Genomic DNA, 21,103 nt, shown 5'->3' with positions numbered 1-21,103 from the left:
ATTTGCCGGTCAGCAGGCCGCCGGCCAGCGGGCTCCAAGGCATGATTCCGAGGCCGAAATGCGCGGCCATCGGGGCGATGTCCAGCTCGACCCCGCGCTCGATCAGCGACCAGGCGCTCTGCAACCCGATCGGCCCCGGCAGACCATGCGCCGCGGCCAGCGTGGCCACCTTGGCGACATACCAGGCGGGCGTGTTCGAGAAGCCGTAGTAGAGGATCTCTCCGCGCGCGACCGCGGCGGCCAGCGTCCGCAGCACCTCTTCCGGCGGGGTCGTTCGGTCCCAGACATGCACCCAATAGAGGTCGATCCGATCCGTGCCGAGGCGCCGCAGCGAGCCCTCGATCCCGAGACGGATGTTGATCGCGCCGTTTCCGCCATGCAGCGGATGGCCCTGCGAGCGGGCAAAGCCGGACTTGGTGGACAGCACCAGCCGGTCCCTCAGCCCGCTGTCTGTCACGAACTGGCCCAGCATCCGCTCGCTGTCTCCGCCGCCATAGATGTCGGCCGTGTCGATGACATTGCCGCCTGCCGTCACATAGGCGTCGAAGATGCCCCGCGCCTCGGTCAGGTCGCTGCCCCACCGGCCCGCGCCGAAAGTCATGGTGCCAAGCGTCAGCGGGCTGACGATCAGCCCCGATCGGCCAAAGCTGCGGTAATCGGTCATCTGCATGGATCATGCTCCTCGCTGCGGTGATGCCGTGAGCGTAGAGCCGCGCGGCGCGGCCCATTAGCCGCTTTCCGTGGCATGAGCCTGTGAGTATCCTTCACAGATGATGCGGCAGAACCTCAACGATCTGGCGGCCTTTGCGGTCATCGCACGGACGCGCAGCTTCACGGCGGCGGCTGCGGAGCTTGGCGTGTCGCCCTCGGCCCTGAGCCACGCGATGCGCGCGCTGGAGGAACGGCTCGACCTGCGTCTGCTGGCGCGGACCACCCGCTCGGTTGCGCCGACCGAGGCGGGCCTGGCGCTGCTGGACCGCCTTGGTCCGGCGCTGGCCCAGATCGAGGCCGGTCTCGAGGCGCTGGCGGAATGGCGGGCCTCGCCTGCCGGGATTGTGCGGCTGACGACCTTCCACTGGCTGGCCTCGACGCTGCTGTCACGCAAGCTGCCCGGCTTTCTCAGAAGCCACCCGGGCGTCACGGTCGAGGTGAATGTCGATGACGGCCTGCGCGATCTGGTGTCTCTGGGCTTCGACGCGGGCATCAGGCTGGGCGAGAGCGTCGAACGCGACATGATCGCCGTGCGGATCGGCCCGTCGCTGCGCATGGCCGTCGTTGCGACGCCGGATCACTGGAACGCCCACGGCCGCCCCCGCCATCCGCGGGATCTGCTGGCCCATCCCTGCATCAGCTACCGCAACCTCGGCAACGGATCGTTGTTGCCATGGGATTTCGAGAAGGACGACAAGGAGCTGCGCATTCAGGTTCGGGGCCCGCTGGCCTGCAATTCGGCGGACTTGGCGCTTGCCGCGGTGCGGGCCGGCTGCGGGGCTGGCTGGACCGAACAGGAAGATGTGGCCGAGGACCTCGCCACCGGACGGCTGGAGCGGGTGCTGGACGACTGGTGCCAACCCTATCCCGGCGCCTACCTGTTCCACCCGAGCCGGCGACAGGTCCCCGCGCCGCTGCGCGCGTTGATCGACCATCTCAAGGAGTAGCGGGTCGGGGCTGCACCGCGCGAGGCCCCGCCGACCCGTTCAAATCGCCTGCCCGCCCGAGACTTCGATCCTATGCCCCGTGACCCACCGGTTGTTATCAGAAAGCAGGCTCGCAACCATCGAGCCAATATCGTCGGGGACACCCGCGCGGCCCAAGGCCGTCATTCCGGCATCGAGGTCGTTAACCTCTGCGTTGTCCCGCACAACGCCGCCGCTAAAATTAATCTCGATGGCGCCCGGCGCCACCGTGTTCACAGCGATGCCGCGAGGCCCAATGTCTTTTGCCAAATTGCGCGTCAGCACCTCGATTGCCGCCTTGGCCGCGACATAGGCGGAGAAACCCTCGACCGAAAACCGCGTGAGACCGGATGAGATGTTCAAGTTCCGCCCCCATCATCGATAAGCGCCCGCAGGGCCTGCGTCAGGAAGTCGACACCTTTGACATGCATGTCGAGGAGCGTGTCGAAATGCGCCTCGGTGGTCCTGGCGAATGGCATGAACTCGCCATGTCCTGCTCTGTTCACTAGATGATCAAAGCTGTCACAGCTCCAAACATCGCTTAGGGAGCACTGAAAATTGCTGGCAAACGTCGAAAACCTAGCCAGCTTTAAGACGTCCCGCATAATCGCTACGGCTTCGCTACCGATCGCCTTGATCTCCGCAACGACGTCCTCGGCCTGCGCAGCGTTGCTGCGGTTGGCCACAATGACATCGCCACCGCCGCGGACCGTGGAAAGCGCGGTGTTTTGGCCAAGGCCATGGTCGGCGCCTGTCATAAGTGCGATCTTGCTCATTTCTTGCTCATTATTGTCAGCGGATAGGAAGAAGATGAGCTATTGTGACCGGCGGTTGTTGCCTGTTTCTCGGGAAACTTTGCCTGGTCCACCAAAGTTCGGACAAAAACCTTGCTAGGGGGCGGGCCGTGATTGCTTGATGCTGCACGCATCTTTGGCTGGATTGTGCAATACTCAGCTTCCTCACCCTCGTTCGCCGCGATGCCGAGGCGCATGTCCACCGCTTCGGTCATCTCCGTCATCCTGCCGATTGATCGGCCGCAACGACAGGCAGGCATCCTGTCGATCGGTGGTTGGCTGAGGGCCGGAGGTGTGGCTGAAGCTTGCAAATCAGATCAGGGACAAGGCGACGGCCGTGTGGCATTTCGGGCGCCTGCGCCGGCTGGTGCGGACCGAGGCCGGGCTGGCCCCGCAGGTGCTGGTCAGCGTGGCCGAGATCCCCTGCGAGGATCAAGCCGGCGAGGGGCCGGCGGCGCAGATCACGATCCTGGGGATGGACCTGATGCGGCGGGTGATGGTGATCCATCGTCCCGCCGCCGAGGTGAGCGCCGCCGATATTGCCGCGGCACTGGGTAACGCACCCGGCCTGTGACAGGCCGGGTGCCGGGGCATCAGTGAACGACGCCGCTGCCGCCGGCGACGGCGATGTTGTAGGGCGTGCCCTCGACCTCGATCGTGCCCAGCTCGGACAGGTCGGCCGTGCTGACGCGGCGCACCAGCCCTGCGTTCGGATCGGTCACCACGACCTCGTCCCCGGCCATGGCGATGCGCGGGCGAGCATCGTTCCAGTGGCCGTCCATCGAATAGGGCTCGGTCACGCGGGCGGATTGCTCGATCTCGGCCGACAGCATGTTGATGCGATGCAGGCTGCCGTCCTCGGTCAGCACGAATGCGTTCGTCGGTTTGACCGGGTCCAGCGCGAAGTCGACGCGGCGGAAGAGCAGCGCGATGCGCGTGAAATGCGGCTCGTCGACCGGATCGATCACCACCAGCCCGTCGGGGCCGTGATTGCCAAGAAACATCTGGATTGCGTTCGAGCCGAGGATCGTGCCGGTGGTTACGTCTTGCGGCAGATCGGCCGGGTATTCCAGCATCCGGTATTCGACGCCGTCGCCCGCGGCCGTCGCGGTCAGCACGCCCTCGCGGCAACCGGCGACCAGATAAGCGCCCGAAAACGCCTCGCCATGGATCGCGGTGCAGGTGGCCAGATCGCCGGTGGCGCTGCCCTCGGCATCGAAGGCCTGCAGGCCGAGGCGGGGGACCGAGGCGTCGCCCGTGACCTCCTCGTCCGACGCCACTGTCGAGAGCCAGGTCCCGCCCATCGGCGCGACGAAGCCGTGATGGGCGCGGGCCTGCGGGAAGCGCTGCGGCGCGATCTCGCCGCTGGCCAGGGCGGCGCTGTCAAGAACCTCGGCATAGCCGCCGCGGTCGTAGTTGATGACGATCTTGCCGTCATGATCGACCAGGTGGAAGGGGCGCGGGCCGGTCAGCGTGGTCTCGATCGCCTCAGGATCGGTGACCGAGATGTCGGCGTGATCGCCGTGATCCTTGAAGGCGATGCCGCTGTTGAAGAAATGCACCGCGTCATCGTTGGACTGCACGGCGGCCACGACCGCGCCGCCGGCGACGGGGAACAGCTTGGTCTGGCCGGTCGTCTGAAAGCTCCAGCGGTTCTCGGGGTCCGAGAGGTCGATCGCGGTGACGCGGCCCTCCGCGTGATCGCCGACAAAGAGGCGATAAAGCGCCACGTCGCCGTCATGGGCGTGGTCATGGTCGTGGCTGTCCTGCGCCACGGCGGCGCCTGTCAGCATGAGGGCCAGCGTGCTGGCGCCCGCGAAGGTTCTGAACATGGGCGTTCTCCTTTGGTTGGAACGGGTCATTCTGCGGCCAGTGCCGCGGCGATGGTCCGGGCGTTGTGGCGCATCATCGAGAGGTAGTCGGGGGCCGGACCGTCCGGGCCCGACAAAGCGTCGGAGTAAAGCGTGCCTGACAGCGCCAGCCCGGTTTCCGCCGCGATACGGTCCAGCAGCCGGGTGTCGGCGATGTTCTCGGCAAAGATCGCGCGCGCATCGGTGTCGCGGATCTCGCGGATCAGGCCTGCGACATCGGCGGCCGATGCCTCGGCATCGGTGCTGACGCCCTGGGGCGACAGGAAGGCGATGCCGTATTCCTCCTGAAAGTAGCGGAAGGCGTTATGGGAGACGACGACGGTGCGGCGGTCCCGGGGCAGGGCATCGACCACCGCGCGGATCTCGGCGTCCAGCGCGACAAGGTCCTTGGCATAGCCGTCGGCATTGGCGCGGTAGGCCGGGCACCCCTCGGCATCAGCGTTGCAGAAGGCATCGGCGATGACCGCAACATAGGCGCGGGGATTCGGCACGGATTGCCAGGCATGGGGGTCATGAGCACCGGCATGCCAGATCGCCAGATCGCCGATATGGTGATAGTGCCCGCCCGCCGGGTCCTCCAGCACCTCGGCCGCGTCGGTCAGCGCGACGATGGCGGCATCCGTGCCGCTGGCGGCGATCAGGCGGTCCACGAACCCTTCAAGACCCAGCCCGTTCGTCAGCACCACATCCGCGCGGGCCACCGCCATCGCGTCGCGCGGGCGCGGCTCGTAGACATGGGCATCTGCGTCGGGGCCGACCAGCACCTCCAGTGTGATACGCTCGCCGCCGATCTGGCGGGCCATGTCGCCGATGATCGAAAAGGTCGCGACGACCTGCGGCGGCTCGGCTTGGGCAGCGGCGGCGGTCAGCACGAGGGCTGCGGCAGAGCGGAGGATCATGAGGCTTCCTTTTCCTTGGTTCAGGCGGTCCGGTGGCTGCGCCGCGGCAGGCGCGGCAGCAGCAGGCCGCGCGGGCCAGCCAGCACCGACAGCAGATAGATAGCCCCGGCCGACAGCGTGATCGACGGCCCTGAGGGCAGCGAGAGGTGATAGGACAGCAGCAAACCCGAGGCTGATGAGGCCGCCCCGATCCCCACGGCCAGCGCCACCATCGCCCGCACGGATTGGGTCCAGAAGCGCGCGGCGGCTGCGGGCAGGATCATCAGCCCGACCGCCAGCAGCGTGCCAAGCGCCTGAAACCAGGCCACGAGGTTCAGCACGACCAGCGACAGAAACCCGAAATGCACCACCGTCCCGATCCCCGACACAGATCGCAGGAACAGCGGATCAAGACATTCCGCCACCAGCGCCCGCCACAAGAGGCCAAAGGACAGCGCCGTCACCGCCAGCACCAGCCCGATCAGCACTAGCGCCGCATCGTCCAGCGCAAGCACGGTGCCGAACAGCACATGCATCAGATCGACGCTGGAGCCGCGCAGGGACACCATCACCACGCCGACCGACAGCGAGATGAGATAGAAGGCCGCCATCGAGGCATCTTCGTGCTGGACCGTCAGCCGCGCCACCGCGCCGGCGCCGACGGCCACCACCGCGCCCGCGATCAGCCCGCCAAGCGTCATGGGCCAGATCTGCAGCCCATAGATCAGGAACCCCGCCGCCGCGCCCGGCAGGATCGCATGTGCCATGGCATCGCCCGTCAGGCTCATTCGACGCAGCATCAGAAAGACCCCCACCGGGCAGGCCGAGAGCGACAGCATCAGGGCCCCCGCCAGCGCGCGCTGCATGAAAGTGAATTCGGCAAAGGGCGCGACAGCCAGATCCCACATCACGCGGCCTGCCATGCGCCGGTCGGCGCGCACCAGGGGGCGGTCTCGTCCCAAGCCTCCTGAAAGCTGCGGGCGCGGGCGATGTTGGCATCGGTCAGGACATCGGCGGTCGGGCCCCAGGCCACGGCACGCCGGGCCAGAAGCAGCGTCTGCGGGAAATGCGCGCGCACCAGCGCCAGGTCATGGGCGACGGTCAGCACGGTCCGCCCCTCGGCATGCCAGCGTCCAATCAGTGCGGTCAGGTCGCGGATGGTCCTGTCGTCGATGGCGTTGAACGGCTCGTCCCGCAGGATCAGGGCCGCATCCTGAACCAGCACCCGCGCGAACAACGTCCGCTGCAACTGCCCGCCGGAGAGGATGTCCAGCGGACGGTTCCGAAACCCCTCCAGCCCGACCTGGGCCAGGGCGTCCGTGACCCGCGCGCGGTCCTCGGTCCGGTGGCGGCCCAGAAGGCCGCGCCGCTGCCACAGGCCAAGCGCCACAAGATCGCGCACCCGCGCCGGGAAGGCCCGGTCCAGCTCGGAGATCTGCGGCAGATAGGCCAGCGCCTGCCGCCTTGTGCTGCACCGCCCGCCCATCGGGCCCAGCAGCCCTGCGATGGTCTTAAGGAGCGTCGACTTGCCCGATCCGTTCGGCCCGACGATCGCCGTCAGCGACCCGGGCGCGAAATCCCCCGTCATGTGGTGGATGGCGGCGTGGCTACCGTATCCGGCCGTCAGGTCGTGAAGTGCGACGGCGGAGCTGGCCGAAGATGATGGGTAAGGCGGCACGACGGGCGTCCTGTGATTTTGATATGTAATAGTATAACTTTTTTATGATGTGCAAGGGGGTGAAGCGTAGCAGCGATGTTAGTCGTCGACGAACTAGCACAATGTTTTCATCCAAGGTTGCCTTGATGCCGTGTGGCCCTCGGCCACTGCGCGTGACAAGCTCGGCCGATCGGTGCGCCGGAACTTGTCGTGGAACAGCGTCACCATCGATAACCGCGATCCTTACGTCCACCGCCTCTTCGTCGCTGCTGCAGCCCCAATCTCATCGGGTATTCAGAGCAGTAACTATCGGGTTGAGAAGGCTTTCATCATTGCGAAACTGGGATGCAGGGCCTTGCCCATGGGCATGTGAGCCCGGCCGGTATCCCCGCTCTGCCGACCGGGGCACTGCAGCGCGCAGACGTCCCAAGCCCCGGCCATTGTCCTGACGCGCCGAACAGATAGTCGTCGGCCGTGCCAATCATTCGTCCAGTCGATAACCTGTCATATCGTTAATCGATTGGATTGATTTATCGCAGCGTATCATGGTCACGCCAGTTCCCTATGCCGAGGCAGCCATGACCCAGACCCTTGTTCTTGTCTTCCACCCTGACCTAAGCCGATCCCACGCGAATGCCGCTTTAGCCAGTGCCGCCGGGACGGTGAATGGCGTGACCGTCATCGATATGACGGCGACGCGCACCGATGGCGGGGTCTCGTTTCCCGATGCCGACGCGCAGGCCGCGATGCTGATGGCCGCCGACCGGATCGTGCTGCAATTCCCGCTGCAGTGGTATTCGACGCCGCCCCTGCTGAAGGCGTGGCAGGACGCGATTCTGACGCGGATGGTCTATCTTGTCCCCGAAGAAGAGGGACGGCATCTTCGCGGCAAGCCGCTGATGCTGGCCGTGACGGCGGGCAACAAGGCCAGCGCCTATCGCCCAGGCGGCGCGAACCTGATGCCGCTCACGGATCTTCTGGCGCCGCTCTGGGCCACGGCCAACCGTTGCGGACTGGTCATGGACGCGCCGTTCTTCCTCTACGAAGCCGACCGGCTGACGCCGGCCGAGCGCGAGGCCGCCGCCGCCGATTATGCCACGGCGCTGGAACGCTGGATTAGCGCCACCACCCCGGCCGGGGTCTGAGCCATGATCAGGCAGCATGACACGCTTCGCGATCCGCATCGCGGCACACCCGTCTGGTTCACCCTGTCGGCTTGGATGCTTCCAGTGGGGCTGTTCCTGCAATTCCTGCTGGCCGGAGGGGCGCTGTTTCAGGATGCCGGGCTCTGGGGCCTGCACGGCACCGTCGGCGGCCTGCTGGCCGTTCCCGTGCTGGCGATGCTGGCCGGGGCATTGTGGGTCCGGCATCTGCGGGGCTTTGGCTGGTGGGCCGGGGTGATCCTTGTCCTTTACGGGGTGCAACTGGCCCTGGCCGCCGACGCCCAGCCGCTGCCCTTGGCCTTTCACCCGTTCAACGCCTCGCTGCTGCTGGCCGCCAGCCTTGTCCAGCTGGCCAAGGTCGAGCGGCGGCGCGCCCAGAACCATCACTTCAACGGAGACCAGTGATGACCCTTTCCAGACGCCAGCTGCTGCGCATGGCAAGCGGACTTGCCGCCGCGACTGTCGCAAGCTCGATGACGACGTTCCGTTCGATGGCCGACGGGGCTGGGACGCTCAGCTTTCTGTCCGGCCATTTCCGCCCCGTGGACAACGAAACGACGGCCTTCGACCTGCCGGTGCGCGGGGCGATCCCCAAGGCGCTGTCGGGGCGGTATTTCCGGAACGGCCACAACCCGCAGAACGGAGAGAACCCGGGTGCCTGGTTCTATGGCGCCGGCATGATCCATGGGCTGCGCATCGCGGGCGGCCGCGCCGAATGGTATCGCAACCGCTGGATCCGGACCCCCGCTCTGGAAGGCGCACCGCTGTTTCGCGAGGACGGTTCGATGGACCTGACCGCCAGCGCCGCCGCGACCAGCGTGATCGCCCATGCGGGCCGCATCCTGGCCCTGCAGGAAGTCAATCTGCCCTTTGAGGTCACCCCTGAACTGGAGACCCTGGGCGTCCATGATTTCAACGGCGCGCTCGAGACGATGATGACCGCGCATCCGCGTGTCGATCCCCGGACGGGCGAATTGCTGTTCTTCGGGAATTCGCCGCTGCCGCCCTTCCTGACCTATCATGTCGCGGATGCGAACGGGCGGCTAACTCACTCAGAGGTGATCGAGGGGCCGGCCGGCTCGGTGATCCACGACTTCGCGATCACCGAGAATTATGTCATCTGGTTCGACCCCAACGTGACGCTCGATCTGGGCAGCGGGCTACATTTCCCCTATACGTGGAACGACCGCTATCCTGGCCGGATCGGCATTCTGACGCGCGATCGGTCCAAGGGCGACATCATCTGGATCGACGTCGATCCCTATTATGTGCTGCATTTCACGAATGCATGGGAAAATGCGGACAGCACGATCACCGTTGAATGCCCGCATTTCGACAAAGCCAGTTGGTCGGCCGCCTCGGCCTTCATTGAGGGCGTATCGGGTCACGGATCGCTGCCGGTTCAGGGCAGCCGACGCTCGCGTTGGACAATCGACCTTGCCGCACGCACCGCCCGGTCCGAGATCAAGGACGAGACGACGATCGAGTTCCCCAAGATCAACGATGCCTTCACGGGCCACGCGAACCGCTATGCCTACGCGGTGTCCTTTCCGGGGCCGGGGCAGCAGACCTGCGGGCTGGTGAAATACGACATGCACAGCGACCGCGTGGACCGGCTGGTCCTGCCCGAGGGCGTCTATGCGGGCGAGCCTTGCTTCGTGCCCGATCCCGAGGGCCAGGCCGAGGATGACGGATGGCTGCTCAGCTTTGTCACCGACCTGCGCGCCAATATCGGCGAATTGTGGATCCTCGATGCGCGCGACATCCGCAAGCCCGTCGCCAGTGTCGAGATCCCGGTCTGGACCCCTGCCGGCGTTCACGGATCGTGGATCGACGACAGCGCGCTTTGAAAAGGCGCTCCGGGCACTGATCAACCCCGCCAGCGGCGCACATGATCCACAAGCGCGCGCAGCTTGGGGGCGATGTGCTGACGCTGCGGGTAATACAGCAGGAAGCCTGGAAAGGGCGGCAGATACGGTTCGAGTAGCGGCACCAACGCGCCGCTCTCGACATGCGGCCTGAAGCACTCCCACGGGCCGAAGGTGATGCCACCGTCGGCCAGCGCCATGCGGATCATCAGGCGCAGGTCATTCGTCGTCACCTGCGGCTCGACCGCGACGTCGAAGGGCTGTCCGTTCTCGACGAATTCCCAACGCCACGGCGCCGTGTCCGGCTTGGGCCGCCAGCCGATGCAGCGATGCGACAGGAGATCGCGCGGATGCTGCGGCGTGCTGCGGCCGTCCAGATAGCGGGGCGTGGCAACGGCCGTCTCGCGCTGCGCGCCGCCGATCGGCACGGCGATCATGTCCTGTTCGATCACCTCGCCCAGCCGGACCCCGGCATCAAAGCCATGGGCGACGATGTCGAATTCCTCGTCCGTGACGGTCACGTCCAGGATCACCTCGGGGCAGGCCTCGGCAAAGCGCGTCAGCAAGGGGCCCGACAGGAATTCCTCGGCGATCGAGGTCACGGCCAAGCGCAACCGCCCGCGCGCCACATCGTCCCGCATCTCGAGCGCGGTCATCACCGATGCCATCGGACCCCGAAGGCCCTCGACCAGCCGCTCTCCGGCCTCGGTCAGCCTGACGGAGCGCGTCGTGCGCGCCACAAGCTGCTGGCCGAGCATGTCCTCCAGACGGCGCACGCCTTGGCTGACGGCCGAGCGTGCGATCCCCAACCGGTCAGCAGCAGCGGTGAAGTTCCGCTCTTCGGCGACGGCCAGAAGAAGCGGCAGCAGGTTTAGGTTCATTGTTCAGATTTGCTTACCACCGCGTCCATCATCTGCATGATACCGAAACAGATCCGATGCGTCCATCCTGAAGGGACACACAAACCAAAGGAGGCAAAGGATGGACAAGGTCATTCTGATCACCGGCGCATCAAGCGGCATCGGCGAGGGGCTGGCCCGCGCGCTGGCCGGGGCTGGCGCCAAGGTTCTGCTGGGCGCAAGGCGAACCGACCGGCTGGAGGCGCTGGCCGACGAACTGCGTGCCAGGGACGCCGTGGTCAAGACTGCGGTGCTCGATGTCACCGACCGGGCGGACATGCAGGCCTTTGCGCAGCGTGCGCTTGCGCTTTGGGGACGGATCGACGTGCTGATCAACAATGCCGGGATCATGCCCCTGTCGCCCCTTGCGGCCTGCAAGTTCGAGGAATGGGACCGGATGATCGAGGTGAACATCAAGGGCGTGCTGTGGGGCATCGGCGCGGTGCTGCCCACGATGGAGGCGCAGGGTCACGGCCAGATCATCAACATCGGCTCGATCGGGGCGCTGCAATCGGTGCCAACGGCGGCTGTCTACTGCGCAACGAAGTTCGCGGTGCGGGCAATATCGGACGGGCTGCGTCAGGAAAGCAGCACGATCCGCGTGACCTGCGTCAATCCGGGCGTCGTGGAAAGCGAGCTGGCCTCGACAATCACTCATGCCGAGACGCGCGCCTTCATGGACACATACCGCGCCATCGCGCTGAAACCGGCGGACATCGCCCGCGCGGTGCGCCACCTGATCGAGGCGCCCGACAGCGTGGACACGTCCGAAATCACCATCCGGCCCACTGGGGCGACATGACCATGCCCCTCATCGCGCAGAGGCCGCGCCCCGCCCCATGGCAGGGCCGGATGTCCCGCAAGCCGCAGGAGCCCCGCAGATGATCGCCCTGGTGCTCACACTCCTTTCCGCGCTCGAGGCATCGCCCGCGACGCGGGCGGCAGAAATCCCGAACAGAACAGAGAAGACAGACATGCAGCAACATCCCTATATCGGCATGTGGGTCACCGCCGACGGACGCATCCGCCAAGAGCTTCTGGCGAATGGCCGATACGACGAGTCCCGCGGCACGCGACAAAGCGCCTATCAGGGCCGCTACGAGATCACCGGCAACCGGATCCATTACTGGGACGATACCGGTTTCGAGGCAGGAGGCACGTTCGTCAGCGACGATGAGCTGCATCACGCCGGAATGATCTTCTTTCGCCAGCGATGATCCGCAAGACGAAGCCACCGCGCCGACCGGACGCGGCCGGGATCGCCCCGACCGCGTCCAGCAAGACGGGCCTGCACATGATGCCGTGATCAAACCGCAAGATGTGCTTGAAAGTTCAAGGACGGAAACCTTCCCGACATTATTCCTGGTGGCGACCGGCAGCGGTCAGGGCCGCGACAATCGCATCCGCCTCGGCTGCCAACTGGGTCCGCGTCGGCGTGATCCCCAGAACCACCATCCGCCAGTAAAGCGGCGCGGGCAGCAGGTCCAATGCGAGATCGCGATCCAGATCGCCGGGCAGCTCGCCCCGGGCGATCGCGCGGTCCAGCAGAACCTGGGCGAGGTTCCGGCGCGATCTGGCCACCCTGTCGTTCAGGTCCCGCATCGCCGGCGACCGGGCGGCCTCGGCGTGAAGGTCGGGCAGGATGCGGCGGATCAGCGGATGACGCAGCACGGCCCGCAGGCGGATCAGAAAGGCCAGGACATCGGCCCGTAGGCTGCCGCGATCCTCGGGCATGGCGATCTGCACCCCAAGCGTCGAAACCGCAGCGGCGGCGAAGTCATGATGCGACGAAAACCGGCGGTAGATCGCCGCCTTCCCGGCCCCGGCCCGCGCTGCCACCCGCTCGAGGCTGATGGCCGCAAAGCCGCGCTCGGCCCATTCCTGGAAGAACGCGCGGTAAAGCGCCTCGGTCAGAGCGAGGCTCGGCACGGCCGCGCCTGAGGGCATCCGCTTGGCCTTTTGGACGGAACGGTTGCGTTCCAACGTTAGCCATCCTATATGGTCGATACGTTACCGTTCCGACCATAAGAGGTTTCGACATGAGCGACAAGTTCGACAGCTTCGCCGATCTTCTGCGCGCGGCGATTGGCCGCCGCCTGACCCCCGCGGACAACCTGTCCGAATTCTTCACCGAGGACGTCGTCTTCGAGTTCCCCTATGCGCCCGACGGGCTGCCGCGGCGGCTGGACGGCCGGGCGGCGCTGGAGGCGCATCTGGCACGGCTCGGCCCGCTTCTCAGCTTTGGTCCGATGCGGCTCGGCAGCGTCCATGCCGACGGCGACACCGTGATCTTCGAGTTCACGTGCCGCGGGACGGGCACGCGCACGGGGGCGCCCTACAATCAGGATTACATCTCGGTGGTCACGCTGCGGGACGGGCGCATCGCGCGCTATCGCGACTATTGGAACCCGCTGGCCGTGCTGACGGCCCTGGGCGGCCCCGAGGCCGCCTTCGCGGAGGCGGCGGCATGACGGCGCACGTCCTGATCACCGGCGGCCGGGGCAAAACCGGTCGGCGCGTCGCCGCGCATCTCGCTGCGCACGGGGTCGACGTCGTCCTCGGCACGCGCCGGCCGTCCGGGCCGCAGGACCGGCTGTTCGATTGGTCGGCCCCGGGCTCGGCCGCGGCCTTTGACGGATGCGAGGCGGCCTATCTCGTGGCGCCGACCGACCGCACCGACCATCTGGCCGTCATGGAGCCCATTCTCGAGGCGGCGATGCGGCGCGGCGTGCGGCGCTTCGTGCTGCTTAGTGCGTCGCTCCTCGAGGCCGGGGGGCCGATGATGGGGCAGGTCCATGCCTGGCTGGCCCGGAACGCGCCGGAATGGGCCGTGCTGCGCCCCTCGTGGTTCATGCAGAACTTTTCGGAAGGGCCGCATGCCGCAACGATCCGGGACGAGGGGGTGATCTATTCGGCCACGGGCACCGGGCGGGTCGGATTCATCGACGCCGAAGACATCGCGGCCTCGGCTGCGGCTTGCCTGGTCGCGCCGGCGCCCCTCAACGCCGACGTGGTGCTGACCGGGCCGGAGGCGCTGAGCTATGACGACACGGCCGCCCTCATCCCGGCGGCGCTTGGCCGGCCGGTGCGCCATGTCTCGCTGGAGCCCGCGGCGCTGACCGCGCGCTTCGTCGCCCAAGGGCTGCCGGCGGGCTATGCCCGGACGCTCACGGATCTGGACCAGGCCATCGCGGCCGGGGCCGCGGACGCGACGACGGACGGCGTCGAACGGATGACCGGCCGGCCCCCGGCCCCGTTCCGCACCTTTGCCTCAAAGGCCGCCGCAGGCTGGACCTGAGGGGCGGCCGACAGCCTCTCACGCCTCGCTTTCCGGGATCGTGATGGAATTGCGCAGGTCGAACAGGCCCTTGGTGAAGCTCTGGACCAGCTTGGCGCGCTGGTTGTCGGGGCGGAACAGGAGCAGGCTCTTGAAGGCGATCCTGGGGGGGAACGGGCGCAGGATCAGCCCCCTCTCGACGAAGCCCTCGGTCGCCAGGGGGTTCACCAGGCCCACCGCATCGCCCGACAGCGCCAGCGCGCAGATGGTCGAGGAATTGGGCGTCTCGATGATATAGTCGGGCGTCACGCCCGCCTGCATCAGGGCAGCGTCGAAGCGGTGGCGCGCCCGGTCCTCGGGCGTGAGGCCGATCAGCGGCACACCGGAAAGGTCGCCCGGCGTTACAGCGGGCAGCCGCGTCAGGCGGTGATCGGCTGGCATCGCGATGACCCCCGCGAAGCTGGCGAAGACCTGCGCGTCGACGCCCGAGCGGTCGATTTCGTCGGCGGCGAGACCCAAGTCAAGCTGGCCCTCGGCCACCATGTTGCGGATCGCGGCAGACCCCGCGACCTGCAAGGTGATCGGCACCTTCGGATGAACCAGCCGGAACTGCTGGACCGCGCGCGGCATCAGCGTCAGGGCCAGCGCCGAGAGCGTGCCGATCCGGATGACGCCAGAGCCGTATTCGCGGATCGAGGCCGCCGCCGAGCGCAGGCGATCAAGGCCGCGATAGCTTTCGCTGACCTCGCGGAAGAACAGCTGCCCCTCGGGCGTCGGCACAAGACGCCCGCGCACCCGGTCGAACAGGGCAAAGCGCAGCGACGCCTCGAGGTCGGCGATGCTGCGGCTGATTGCGGGCTGTGTCACCTGCAGAAGTTCGGCGGCCCGGACGGTCGAGCCCGAGATCATCACCGTATGAAACGCCTCCAGCTGACGAAAATTCATCCCATTACCTCAGCGCATAGACCCATGCCGTCCCATCAGTTGTTTAACATCCCGTTTCGGGTTTGTCTTGATCATCACCAAATCAGGACTTTCCGATGCGCGACGCCACCCTTTGCCCCATCCATCCCGCCGTGTGCGAAGAGGGCTATGCCAGCCTGACCGTTCCGACGCATCGCGCGTCGACCATCGTGTTCCAGGACGCCGCCGCCTATGCCAGCCGGGGGCAGCGCAGCCTCGACGGCTATTCCTACGGCCTTCACGGCACGCCCACGAACCGCGTCCTCGAAGCGCAGCTGAGCCGGCTGGAGGGAGCGCAGCACTCCGTCCTGCTGCCCTCGGGCCAGACCGCCATCGCGGTCTGCTTTCTCGCGACGCTTCGGCCCGGCGACACGGTGCTGGTCCCGGACAGCGCCTATCCGCCCGTCATGGGCTTCTGCCGCAACTTCCTTGCGCCCCTGGGCATCAACCACCGCATCTATCGCCCTGATGCCGCCGACCTTGAGGCGCAGATCAACGATAGCGTCAGGCTGATCTGGATGGAATCGCCCGGTTCGACCACGATGGAGGTGCAGGACGTCCCCGCCATCGTGGCGCTGGCCAAGAAGCACGGCATCCTGACCGGCATCGACAACACCTGGGCGACGCCCCTGCTGTTCAAGCCGCTGGCCTATGGGGTCGATTTCTCGATGCAGGCCCTGACGAAATATGTCGGCGGGCATTCCGATCTGCTGATGGGATCGGTCTCGGTCGCCAACGCCGCCCTGCACCGGGCCCTGCGGGACCAGATGCGGATGCTGGGCCTGGGCGTGCCGGCCGACGCCGTCGCGCTGGCCCTGCGCGGGATCGAGACAATGGCCGTCCGCATGGCCCATCAGGGTCGCATCGCGCTGGATATCGCGCGTGACCTTTCCACCCGCGATATCGGCGAGGTCCTGCACCCCGCCCTGCCCGGCAGCCCGGGCCATGCCCTCTGGGCGCGCGACTTCACCGGTTCCAGCGGCGTCTTCAGCGTGGTTCTGGATGACGCGACGCGGCTCGACGAGGCGCTGAACGCGCTGCGCGTCTTTGCCATCGGGGCTAGCTGGGGCGGCACGCGCAGCCTGATGGCCCCAATGACCATCACGCGGGACAATCCCCATCCGCGCAACGACAAGACGATCCTGCGGCTGCAGATCGGGCTGGAAGATCCTGCCGACCTATCGGCCGATCTAGCTGCCTTCTTCGACATTCTCACGAACAAAAAGGGCGCCTGAACGCCCCCAGCCAACAGAGAGGTTTTCATGAAGACACTGACACTCGCCGCCCTGACCATGTCGGCGCTAGCCACGACCGGCTATGCCAGCACGCTGGAGACGGTTCAGCAACGCGGCCGCCTCATCTGTGGGGCAAGCCAGGGCACCGTCGGCTTCGGTGCACCGGACAGCGACGGCTACTGGCGCGGTCTTGACGTTGAGATCTGCCGGGCGGTCGCCGTCGCGGTGCTGGGCGACAAGGACGCCGTCGATTTCGTCCCTCTGTCGGGCCAGCAGCGCATTCCCGCGCTACAGACCGGAGAGATCGACATCCTGCCCCGCACCCTGACATGGACGCTGCAGCGCGACGGCAACGGCATCAACTTCACCGCTCCGACCTACTACGAATACACCGGCTTCATGGTCCCGGCCGAGCTTGGGATCACCCGCGTCGAGGACATGGACGGCGCCGCCGTCTGCGTGCAAACCGGATCGACCACCGAGGTCGTGGTGGCCGACGTTTCGGCCAATCTGGGCCTCGATTTGGAGCCGGTCGTCTTCGACAACACTTCGGCCACGCGGCAGGCCTTCTTCTCGGGGCGCTGCGATGCGCTGATCACCGATGCGGCGGCGCTGGCCTCGGTCCGCGCGACGCAGTCGGACAATCCGGACGATTACGTCATCTTCCCCGCGACCCCCTACATGGACGCCCTGACGCCCGCCGTGCGGCATGGTGACGATCAATGGATGGACATCGTCACCTGGTCGATCGAGGCCCTGAAGACAGCCGAACTGCTGGGCATCACCTCCGAGAACATCGACAGCTTTGCGGATAGCGACGATGCCCGCATCCGGCGCTTTCTTGGCACCGAAAGCGGCAATGGCGCGGCGCTTGGGCTGGCCGACGACTTCGCCGCCAACATCATTAGCGAACTGGGCAATTACGGCGAGATGTTCGAGCGCAATCTGGGCATGGACAGCCCGCTGCAACTCGAGCGGGGCGCCAATGCCCTTTACAGGGACGGCGGGCTGATGTTCCCGCTGACCTTCCAGTGATCGCAGTCTCGCGCTTCTGGCACGATGCGCGGGTGCGGGGCGGCCTGATCCAGGTCGCCCTTGTCCTGGCGGTCATTGGGTTCATCCTCTGGATAGGCAACAACACCGTCCAGAACCTGCAGGCGCGCGGCATCCGCGTCGGCTTCAACTTCCTGGACCGCAGCGCTCGCTTTCCCATTTCGGAAAGCCTGCTGCCCTACACGCCGCAGGACAGCTTTCTCTGGGCCTATCTGGTCGGGCTGACCAACACGCTGTGGATCTCGCTGCTGGCGATCGTCGGGGCGACGATCCTGGGTCTGGGCGTGGGTCTCGCCGGGCGGTCGGACCACCCGCTGCTGCGCGGGCTGGCCGGCGGCTATGTCGCGGTGATGCGCAACCTGCCGCTGATCGTGCAATTGCTGTTCTGGTATGCGCTGGCCACGACAGCCTTTCCTGCCCCGCGCGAGGCCTGGCAGCCCCTGCCGGGCGTCTTTCTAAGCCAACGCGGGATCTTCATCCCCAGCCTGCCGATCCTGACCCTGCTGCTGCCCCTGACGGCGGCCGTCCTCGCCTTTCGTCTGCTGCCGCGCCTGCGCTGGCTTGGGGCTGCGGCCGTCTTCGCCGCAGGCGTCGCGCTGTTCGGCGGCCCGCCGGACATCCCCGAGCAGCGCGGCTTCAGCTTTGCCGGAGGCACGCGCCTCTCGCCCGAATTCACGGCGCTGATGCTGGGCCTCGTCCTCTACACCGCCGCCTTCATCGGCGAGATCATCCGGGGCGGGATCGACGCCGTCGCGCGCGGCCAGTGGGAGGCCGGCCGGGCCCTCGGCCTGACCGACCGCGTCACGCTGCGCCAGATCATCCTGCCGCAGGCGCTGCGCATCATCATCCCGCCCCTGACCTCGCAATACCTGTCCACGGTCAAGAACACGACCCTGGCGCTTGCCGTCGGCTACCCAGAGCTGGGTCTGGTCGTGAACACGGTCGTCAACCAGACCGGGCAGGCCATCGAAAGCCTGGTGATCATGCTGGGGGTCTTTCTGACCATCTCCTTGTCGGTGTCGCTTCTGATGAACTGGTATAATGCCCGCATGGCGATCGTGACGCGCTGATGGAGCACGTCGTCATCGCCCCCCGCCCCGCACCGCCCCCCGTTCACCGCCCCCTGTCCGGCATGCTGTTCGGCGACGCGCTCTCTGCCGCCATCACGATCGGGGCTGTCGCGCTGATCGCGCTGATGCTGCCGCCCCTGAACTGGGCCCTCCTGGACGCCGTCTGGAGCAGCCCTGACGCGCCAAACGCCTGCCGCGCGGGCGGCGCCTGCTGGGCCTATCTGCACGACAAGGCGCGGCTGATCCTGTTCGGCATCTATCCCCCCGATCAGCAATGGCGCCCGGTTCTGGTCATCGCCCTGATTGTTGCGATGGTCCTGGCCTCACTCTCGCCCCGGCTGTGGAATGCACGCTTGCTGCTGCTATGGGCCACGGCGATCGGGGTCATGCTGCTGCTGATGCAGGGGGGGGGTGCTGGGGCTGGTGCGGGTCGAGACCGCCAAATGGGGCGGCCTGCCGGTCACGCTGCTGCTGGCGGTCCTGTCGCTTGGGCTGGGCTTTCCGATGGCTGTCCTGCTGGCGCTCGGACGTCAGTCAGACCTGCCGATCGTTAAGGCCATCTCAGTCAGCGTGATCGAACTGGTGCGTGGTTTGCCGCTGGTTGGCCTTCTCTTCGTCGCTGCGATCCTTCTGCCGCTGCTGCTGCCCGCGGGCTGGACCATCGACAAGCTGGGCCGCACCGTCGCGGCCCTGACGATCTTTGCTGCAGCCTATCTGGCCGAGGTCCTGCGCGGCGGCCTTCAGGGCCTTGGGCCTGGACAGGCCGAAGCGGCACGCGCGCTCGGCATCCCATATTGGAAGATGATCTGGCACGTCATCATGCCGCAGGCGATCCAGAAGGTTATCCCCCCGCTGACGAACACCGCCATCGTCATGGTCAAGAACACCTCCCTGGTGATGATCGTGGGCGTCTTCGACATGCTGGGTGCGGGCCGCGCCGCAGCGGGCGATCCCGCTTGGCCCGCGCCCTTCACCGAGACCTACCTCTTCGTCGCTGCGATCTACCTCGCGATCTGCTTTTCCATCTCGATCTACGCCCGCTGGCTCGAGCGCGGCGTCAAGGCAAGGAGCCACGCATGACCCACGCGATCACCGTCACCGGCCTCAACAAGTGGTATGGGGCCTATCACGCCCTGCGCGACGTGGACCTGACCGTGGCTGCGGGCGAACGGATCGTCATCTGCGGCCCTTCGGGGTCCGGCAAATCAACCCTGATCCGCTGCCTCAACCGGCTGGAAGAGCATCAGTTAGGCCGGATCGCGGTGGGCGGCACGACCCTCGACGACGACCTGAAGAATCTCGACGCCGTGCGCCGCGAGGTCGGGATGGTGTTCCAGCACTTCAACCTGTTCCCCCATCTGACGGTGCTCGAGAACTGCGCCTTGCCTCAAATCTTGGCACGCCGGACGCCACGCGCGACGGCGGTCGAGCAGGCCCGCCATTATCTTCGGCGCGTGCGCATCCCCGAACAGGCCGACAAATATCCGGGCCAGCTGTCGGGCGGTCAGCAGCAGCGCGTGGCCATCGCCCGCGCGCTGTGCATGGCACCCCGCATCATGCTGTTCGATGAGCCGACCAGCGCCCTTGATCCCGAGATGATCGGCGAGGTGCTGGACACGATGATCCAGCTGGCCGAGGACGGGATGACCATGGTCGTGGTCACGCATGAGATGGGCTTTGCTCGCCGGGTCACCGACCGGGTGATCTTCATGGCGGAGGGACAAGTGGTCGAGACGGCCCCGCCGGACCGGTTCTTCGACAGCCCCGTCAACCCGCGCACGCAGGAATTCCTGCGCCAGATCGTCCACTGACCCCCGGCGCGCAGCCCTTCACGAGCGATGCGCAGGCAGCGTGCATCCATGCCTGTCGCGCATCTCGGCCTCGATCAGCGACAGGGGTAGCGCTCCGAACCGGTCAAGGATCGCGGCCGTGGCGGCGTCGATCGCATCCGCGATGGTGGCGTTCACCGACCGCTCGACTAGGCAGGACGGGCGCGGATTCGAGAAGCCGAAGGCAAAGAGGTCCGGCGAGCCGAGCGAGTGATAGACGTCCAGCACCGTGATCTCGTCCATGCGCCGGGCGATCCGCCAGCCGCCGCCATGGCCGCGCTCGGCCTCGACATAGCCGCCGTCGCGCAGCCCGGCCATGATGCGCCGCACCACCACCGCATTCGAGCCCAGCATCTCGGCGATGTGCTGCGACGTCATCGGCGCCTCGGTCTGCGCCATGTGCAGCAGGACATGCAGCAGGCGGGACAGGCGGGTATCTTGGCGCATCCGGGTTCTCCCTTCGTGTAACTTTACGGATTACATGACCGGGACGGATCATGCTATAAAGATACTTATGCAGTTACATGAGTCGCCTGACATGACCAATTCCTCCGCCGCCCTGCGCGGCTTCACGCCGCTGCTGATCGGCATGGCCATGACCATCGCCGACGTGCCGATGATGGCGATCGCGATGCCGGGGATCGGCGCGGATCTGGCTCTGGGCACCAGGACGCTGGCGCTGGTCGCCGGAGCCTACCCGCTGGTCGTGGCGATGCTGCTGCTGCCGGCGGGGCGGGCCGGGGACCGCTTCGGGCGGCGGCGCGTCTTTCTGATCGGCGGTGCGCTGTTCCTGGCGGGGGCGCTTCTGGTGGCCGTCGCGCCGGGGCCTCTGCCCCTGGCCGGCGCGCGGATGCTGCAGGGTGCGGGCGC

Annotated in this window: 26 protein-coding genes and 1 pseudogene; 16 read left to right on the top strand and 11 right to left on the bottom strand. The window is 66.7% G+C overall.

All coding sequences use genetic code 11. The annotated features are described in order from the left end of the window. Nucleotides 1–670 (bottom strand): aldo/keto reductase (locus FHD68_RS10795; RefSeq protein WP_139085701.1); only part of this gene is annotated, 670 nt, incomplete at its 3' end. A gap of 100 nt (nt 671–770) precedes the next feature. Between FHD68_RS10795 and FHD68_RS10790 the strand changes: the two genes are divergently transcribed. Then, nucleotides 771–1,658, top strand: coding sequence for a LysR family transcriptional regulator (locus FHD68_RS10790; protein WP_127899198.1), 888 nt, complete (start codon nt 771–773; stop codon nt 1,656–1,658). A gap of 39 nt (nt 1,659–1,697) precedes the next feature. On the opposite strand, the pseudogene FHD68_RS10785 reads toward FHD68_RS10790, so the two are convergent. Then, nucleotides 1,698–2,434: pseudogene (locus FHD68_RS10785) on the bottom strand (SDR family NAD(P)-dependent oxidoreductase). Nucleotides 2,435–2,448: 14 nt separating this feature from the next. Next, complete coding sequence (locus FHD68_RS10780; RefSeq protein ID WP_127899199.1) at nt 2,449–2,685, bottom strand: hypothetical protein; 237 nt, start codon at nt 2,683–2,685, stop codon at nt 2,449–2,451. A gap of 122 nt (nt 2,686–2,807) precedes the next feature. Here FHD68_RS10780 and FHD68_RS10775 point away from each other — a divergent pair, with 122 nt between their 5' ends. Then, complete coding sequence (locus tag FHD68_RS10775) at nt 2,808–3,044, top strand: hypothetical protein (protein WP_127899200.1); 237 nt, start codon at nt 2,808–2,810, stop codon at nt 3,042–3,044. 19 nt (nt 3,045–3,063) lie between these two features. On the opposite strand, the gene FHD68_RS10770 is transcribed toward FHD68_RS10775, so the two are convergent. Genes FHD68_RS10770 through aztA form a run of 4 tightly spaced genes read right to left on the bottom strand, consistent with a single transcriptional unit; the run spans nt 3,064 to nt 6,897 of the window. Continuing rightward, nucleotides 3,064–4,302 (bottom strand): metallochaperone AztD, encoded by a 1,239-nt coding sequence (locus FHD68_RS10770; protein WP_127899201.1) that lies wholly within the window; start codon nt 4,300–4,302, stop codon nt 3,064–3,066. A 26-nt stretch (nt 4,303–4,328) separates the two neighbouring features. Then, nucleotides 4,329–5,240, bottom strand: coding sequence for a zinc ABC transporter substrate-binding protein AztC (aztC, locus tag FHD68_RS10765; protein WP_127899202.1), 912 nt, complete (start codon nt 5,238–5,240; stop codon nt 4,329–4,331). A 20-nt stretch (nt 5,241–5,260) separates the two neighbouring features. Continuing rightward, on the bottom strand, nt 5,261–6,181 hold the full coding sequence (aztB, locus tag FHD68_RS10760; protein ID WP_341872758.1) for a zinc ABC transporter permease AztB: 921 nt from the start codon (nt 6,179–6,181) through the stop codon (nt 5,261–5,263). Further along, nucleotides 6,127–6,897, bottom strand: a complete 771-nt coding sequence (aztA, locus tag FHD68_RS10755; protein WP_244297829.1) for a zinc ABC transporter ATP-binding protein AztA — start codon at nt 6,895–6,897, stop codon at nt 6,127–6,129. Before aztA ends, aztB begins: the two co-directional genes overlap by 55 nt. Before the next feature lie 524 nt (nt 6,898–7,421). Here aztA and FHD68_RS10750 point away from each other — a divergent pair. From FHD68_RS10750 to FHD68_RS10740, 3 genes are read left to right on the top strand one after another with little or no spacing between them, the layout of a single operon-like run. Continuing rightward, on the top strand, nt 7,422–8,021 hold the full coding sequence (locus tag FHD68_RS10750) for an NAD(P)H-dependent oxidoreductase (RefSeq protein WP_341872757.1): 600 nt from the start codon (nt 7,422–7,424) through the stop codon (nt 8,019–8,021). A gap of 3 nt (nt 8,022–8,024) precedes the next feature. After that, nucleotides 8,025–8,444 (top strand): DUF6220 domain-containing protein, encoded by a 420-nt coding sequence (locus tag FHD68_RS10745; RefSeq protein WP_127899206.1) that lies wholly within the window; start codon nt 8,025–8,027, stop codon nt 8,442–8,444. Further along, nucleotides 8,444–9,889, top strand: coding sequence for a carotenoid oxygenase family protein (locus FHD68_RS10740; RefSeq protein ID WP_205963159.1), 1,446 nt, complete (start codon nt 8,444–8,446; stop codon nt 9,887–9,889). The genes FHD68_RS10745 and FHD68_RS10740 overlap by 1 nt, the downstream gene beginning before the upstream one ends. Before the next feature lie 20 nt (nt 9,890–9,909). Here the strand turns inward: FHD68_RS10740 and FHD68_RS10735 are convergent, their stop codons facing one another. Continuing rightward, nucleotides 9,910–10,788: a LysR family transcriptional regulator gene (locus tag FHD68_RS10735; protein WP_127899207.1), complete on the bottom strand. Its 879-nt coding sequence runs from the start codon at nt 10,786–10,788 to the stop codon at nt 9,910–9,912. A 100-nt stretch (nt 10,789–10,888) separates the two neighbouring features. Here FHD68_RS10735 and FHD68_RS10730 point away from each other — a divergent pair, with 100 nt between their 5' ends. Further along, the gene (locus FHD68_RS10730) at nt 10,889–11,608 is read left to right on the top strand and encodes an SDR family oxidoreductase (protein WP_127899208.1); all 720 of its coding nucleotides are present in this window, start codon (nt 10,889–10,891) and stop codon (nt 11,606–11,608) included. A 79-nt stretch (nt 11,609–11,687) separates the two neighbouring features. After that, nucleotides 11,688–12,023: an Atu4866 domain-containing protein gene (locus FHD68_RS10725; RefSeq protein WP_164871456.1), complete on the top strand. Its 336-nt coding sequence runs from the start codon at nt 11,688–11,690 to the stop codon at nt 12,021–12,023. A 139-nt stretch (nt 12,024–12,162) separates the two neighbouring features. Here FHD68_RS10725 and FHD68_RS10720 read toward each other — a convergent pair whose 3' ends face one another. Beyond that, the gene (locus FHD68_RS10720) at nt 12,163–12,735 is read right to left on the bottom strand and encodes a TetR-like C-terminal domain-containing protein (protein ID WP_244297828.1); all 573 of its coding nucleotides are present in this window, start codon (nt 12,733–12,735) and stop codon (nt 12,163–12,165) included. A 110-nt stretch (nt 12,736–12,845) separates the two neighbouring features. Here FHD68_RS10720 and FHD68_RS10715 point away from each other — a divergent pair, with 110 nt between their 5' ends. Both FHD68_RS10715 and FHD68_RS10710 read left to right on the top strand, forming a co-directional pair. Then, the gene (locus tag FHD68_RS10715) at nt 12,846–13,277 is read left to right on the top strand and encodes a nuclear transport factor 2 family protein (RefSeq protein ID WP_127899211.1); all 432 of its coding nucleotides are present in this window, start codon (nt 12,846–12,848) and stop codon (nt 13,275–13,277) included. Next, complete coding sequence (locus FHD68_RS10710; protein ID WP_127899212.1) at nt 13,274–14,104, top strand: NAD(P)H-binding protein; 831 nt, start codon at nt 13,274–13,276, stop codon at nt 14,102–14,104. Before FHD68_RS10715 ends, FHD68_RS10710 begins: the two co-directional genes overlap by 4 nt. Before the next feature lie 18 nt (nt 14,105–14,122). Here the strand turns inward: FHD68_RS10710 and FHD68_RS10705 are convergent, their stop codons facing one another. Then, nucleotides 14,123–15,028, bottom strand: a complete 906-nt coding sequence (locus FHD68_RS10705; protein WP_127899213.1) for a LysR substrate-binding domain-containing protein — start codon at nt 15,026–15,028, stop codon at nt 14,123–14,125. A 95-nt stretch (nt 15,029–15,123) separates the two neighbouring features. On the opposite strand from FHD68_RS10705, the gene FHD68_RS10700 reads away from it, so the two are divergent. The 6 genes from FHD68_RS10700 to FHD68_RS10680 all read left to right on the top strand — a co-directional run bounded on the left by FHD68_RS10700 (nt 15,124) and on the right by FHD68_RS10680 (nt 20,215). Beyond that, on the top strand, nt 15,124–16,281 hold the full coding sequence (locus FHD68_RS10700; protein ID WP_127899214.1) for a trans-sulfuration enzyme family protein: 1,158 nt from the start codon (nt 15,124–15,126) through the stop codon (nt 16,279–16,281). 27 nt (nt 16,282–16,308) lie between these two features. Further along, nucleotides 16,309–17,316, top strand: a complete 1,008-nt coding sequence (locus FHD68_RS10695) for an amino acid ABC transporter substrate-binding protein (RefSeq protein ID WP_139085699.1) — start codon at nt 16,309–16,311, stop codon at nt 17,314–17,316. Then, on the top strand, nt 17,313–18,404 hold the full coding sequence (locus FHD68_RS10690) for an amino acid ABC transporter permease (RefSeq protein ID WP_244297826.1): 1,092 nt from the start codon (nt 17,313–17,315) through the stop codon (nt 18,402–18,404). The genes FHD68_RS10695 and FHD68_RS10690 overlap by 4 nt, the downstream gene beginning before the upstream one ends. 62 nt (nt 18,405–18,466) lie before the next feature. Further along, nucleotides 18,467–18,958: a hypothetical protein gene (locus tag FHD68_RS19540; RefSeq protein ID WP_244297825.1), complete on the top strand. Its 492-nt coding sequence runs from the start codon at nt 18,467–18,469 to the stop codon at nt 18,956–18,958. Next, the gene (locus FHD68_RS19535; protein ID WP_244297823.1) at nt 18,909–19,484 is read left to right on the top strand and encodes an amino acid ABC transporter permease; all 576 of its coding nucleotides are present in this window, start codon (nt 18,909–18,911) and stop codon (nt 19,482–19,484) included. Before FHD68_RS19540 ends, FHD68_RS19535 begins: the two co-directional genes overlap by 50 nt. Then, entirely contained in the window at nt 19,481–20,215 is a 735-nt protein-coding gene (locus FHD68_RS10680) for an amino acid ABC transporter ATP-binding protein (protein WP_127899216.1), read from the top strand. The genes FHD68_RS19535 and FHD68_RS10680 overlap by 4 nt, the downstream gene beginning before the upstream one ends. Before the next feature lie 18 nt (nt 20,216–20,233). Here the strand turns inward: FHD68_RS10680 and FHD68_RS10675 are convergent, their stop codons facing one another. Then, nucleotides 20,234–20,680 carry an RrF2 family transcriptional regulator gene (locus FHD68_RS10675; protein ID WP_127899217.1) on the bottom strand — a complete coding sequence of 149 codons (447 nt, stop codon included), beginning with the start codon at nt 20,678–20,680 and terminating at the stop codon, nt 20,234–20,236. Nucleotides 20,681–20,771: 91 nt separating this feature from the next. Between FHD68_RS10675 and FHD68_RS10670 the strand changes: the two genes are divergently transcribed. Further along, on the top strand, nt 20,772–21,103 hold a 332-nt coding region (locus FHD68_RS10670), incomplete at its 3' end, for an MFS transporter (RefSeq protein WP_244297821.1).

This window comes from Paracoccus marcusii, from assembly GCF_006151785.1.
Taxonomy (GTDB): Bacteria; Pseudomonadota; Alphaproteobacteria; order Rhodobacterales; family Rhodobacteraceae; genus Paracoccus; species Paracoccus marcusii.
The sequence above is the reverse complement of the archived record's forward strand: the minus strand, read 5'-3'. Positions and strand labels throughout refer to the sequence as shown.

Excerpts from the sequence above, each read along its gene's own strand:
- FHD68_RS10735 (WP_127899207.1), bottom strand. The coding sequence starts at position 10,788 with ATGAACCTAAACCTGCTGCCGCTTCTTCTGGCCGTCGCCGAAGAGCGG.
- FHD68_RS10705 (WP_127899213.1), bottom strand. The coding sequence starts at position 15,028 with ATGAATTTTCGTCAGCTGGAGGCGTTTCATACGGTGATGATCTCGGGC.
- FHD68_RS10700 (WP_127899214.1), top strand. The coding sequence starts at position 15,124 with ATGCGCGACGCCACCCTTTGCCCCATCCATCCCGCCGTGTGCGAAGAG.
- FHD68_RS10730 (WP_127899208.1), top strand. The coding sequence starts at position 10,889 with ATGGACAAGGTCATTCTGATCACCGGCGCATCAAGCGGCATCGGCGAG.
- FHD68_RS19535 (WP_244297823.1), top strand. The coding sequence starts at position 18,909 with ATGGCTGTCCTGCTGGCGCTCGGACGTCAGTCAGACCTGCCGATCGTT.
- aztC (WP_127899202.1), bottom strand. The coding sequence starts at position 5,240 with ATGATCCTCCGCTCTGCCGCAGCCCTCGTGCTGACCGCCGCCGCTGCC.
- FHD68_RS10745 (WP_127899206.1), top strand. The coding sequence starts at position 8,025 with ATGATCAGGCAGCATGACACGCTTCGCGATCCGCATCGCGGCACACCC.
- FHD68_RS10770 (WP_127899201.1), bottom strand. The coding sequence starts at position 4,302 with ATGTTCAGAACCTTCGCGGGCGCCAGCACGCTGGCCCTCATGCTGACA.
- FHD68_RS10680 (WP_127899216.1), top strand. The coding sequence starts at position 19,481 with ATGACCCACGCGATCACCGTCACCGGCCTCAACAAGTGGTATGGGGCC.
- FHD68_RS10710 (WP_127899212.1), top strand. The coding sequence starts at position 13,274 with ATGACGGCGCACGTCCTGATCACCGGCGGCCGGGGCAAAACCGGTCGG.
- FHD68_RS10675 (WP_127899217.1), bottom strand. The coding sequence starts at position 20,680 with ATGCGCCAAGATACCCGCCTGTCCCGCCTGCTGCATGTCCTGCTGCAC.
- FHD68_RS10750 (WP_341872757.1), top strand. The coding sequence starts at position 7,422 with ATGGTCACGCCAGTTCCCTATGCCGAGGCAGCCATGACCCAGACCCTT.
- FHD68_RS10695 (WP_139085699.1), top strand. The coding sequence starts at position 16,309 with ATGAAGACACTGACACTCGCCGCCCTGACCATGTCGGCGCTAGCCACG.
- FHD68_RS10740 (WP_205963159.1), top strand. The coding sequence starts at position 8,444 with ATGACCCTTTCCAGACGCCAGCTGCTGCGCATGGCAAGCGGACTTGCC.
- FHD68_RS10715 (WP_127899211.1), top strand. The coding sequence starts at position 12,846 with ATGAGCGACAAGTTCGACAGCTTCGCCGATCTTCTGCGCGCGGCGATT.
- FHD68_RS10790 (WP_127899198.1), top strand. The coding sequence starts at position 771 with ATGATGCGGCAGAACCTCAACGATCTGGCGGCCTTTGCGGTCATCGCA.
- FHD68_RS10780 (WP_127899199.1), bottom strand. The coding sequence starts at position 2,685 with ATGACCGAAGCGGTGGACATGCGCCTCGGCATCGCGGCGAACGAGGGT.
- FHD68_RS10725 (WP_164871456.1), top strand. The coding sequence starts at position 11,688 with ATGATCGCCCTGGTGCTCACACTCCTTTCCGCGCTCGAGGCATCGCCC.
- FHD68_RS19540 (WP_244297825.1), top strand. The coding sequence starts at position 18,467 with ATGCTGTTCGGCGACGCGCTCTCTGCCGCCATCACGATCGGGGCTGTC.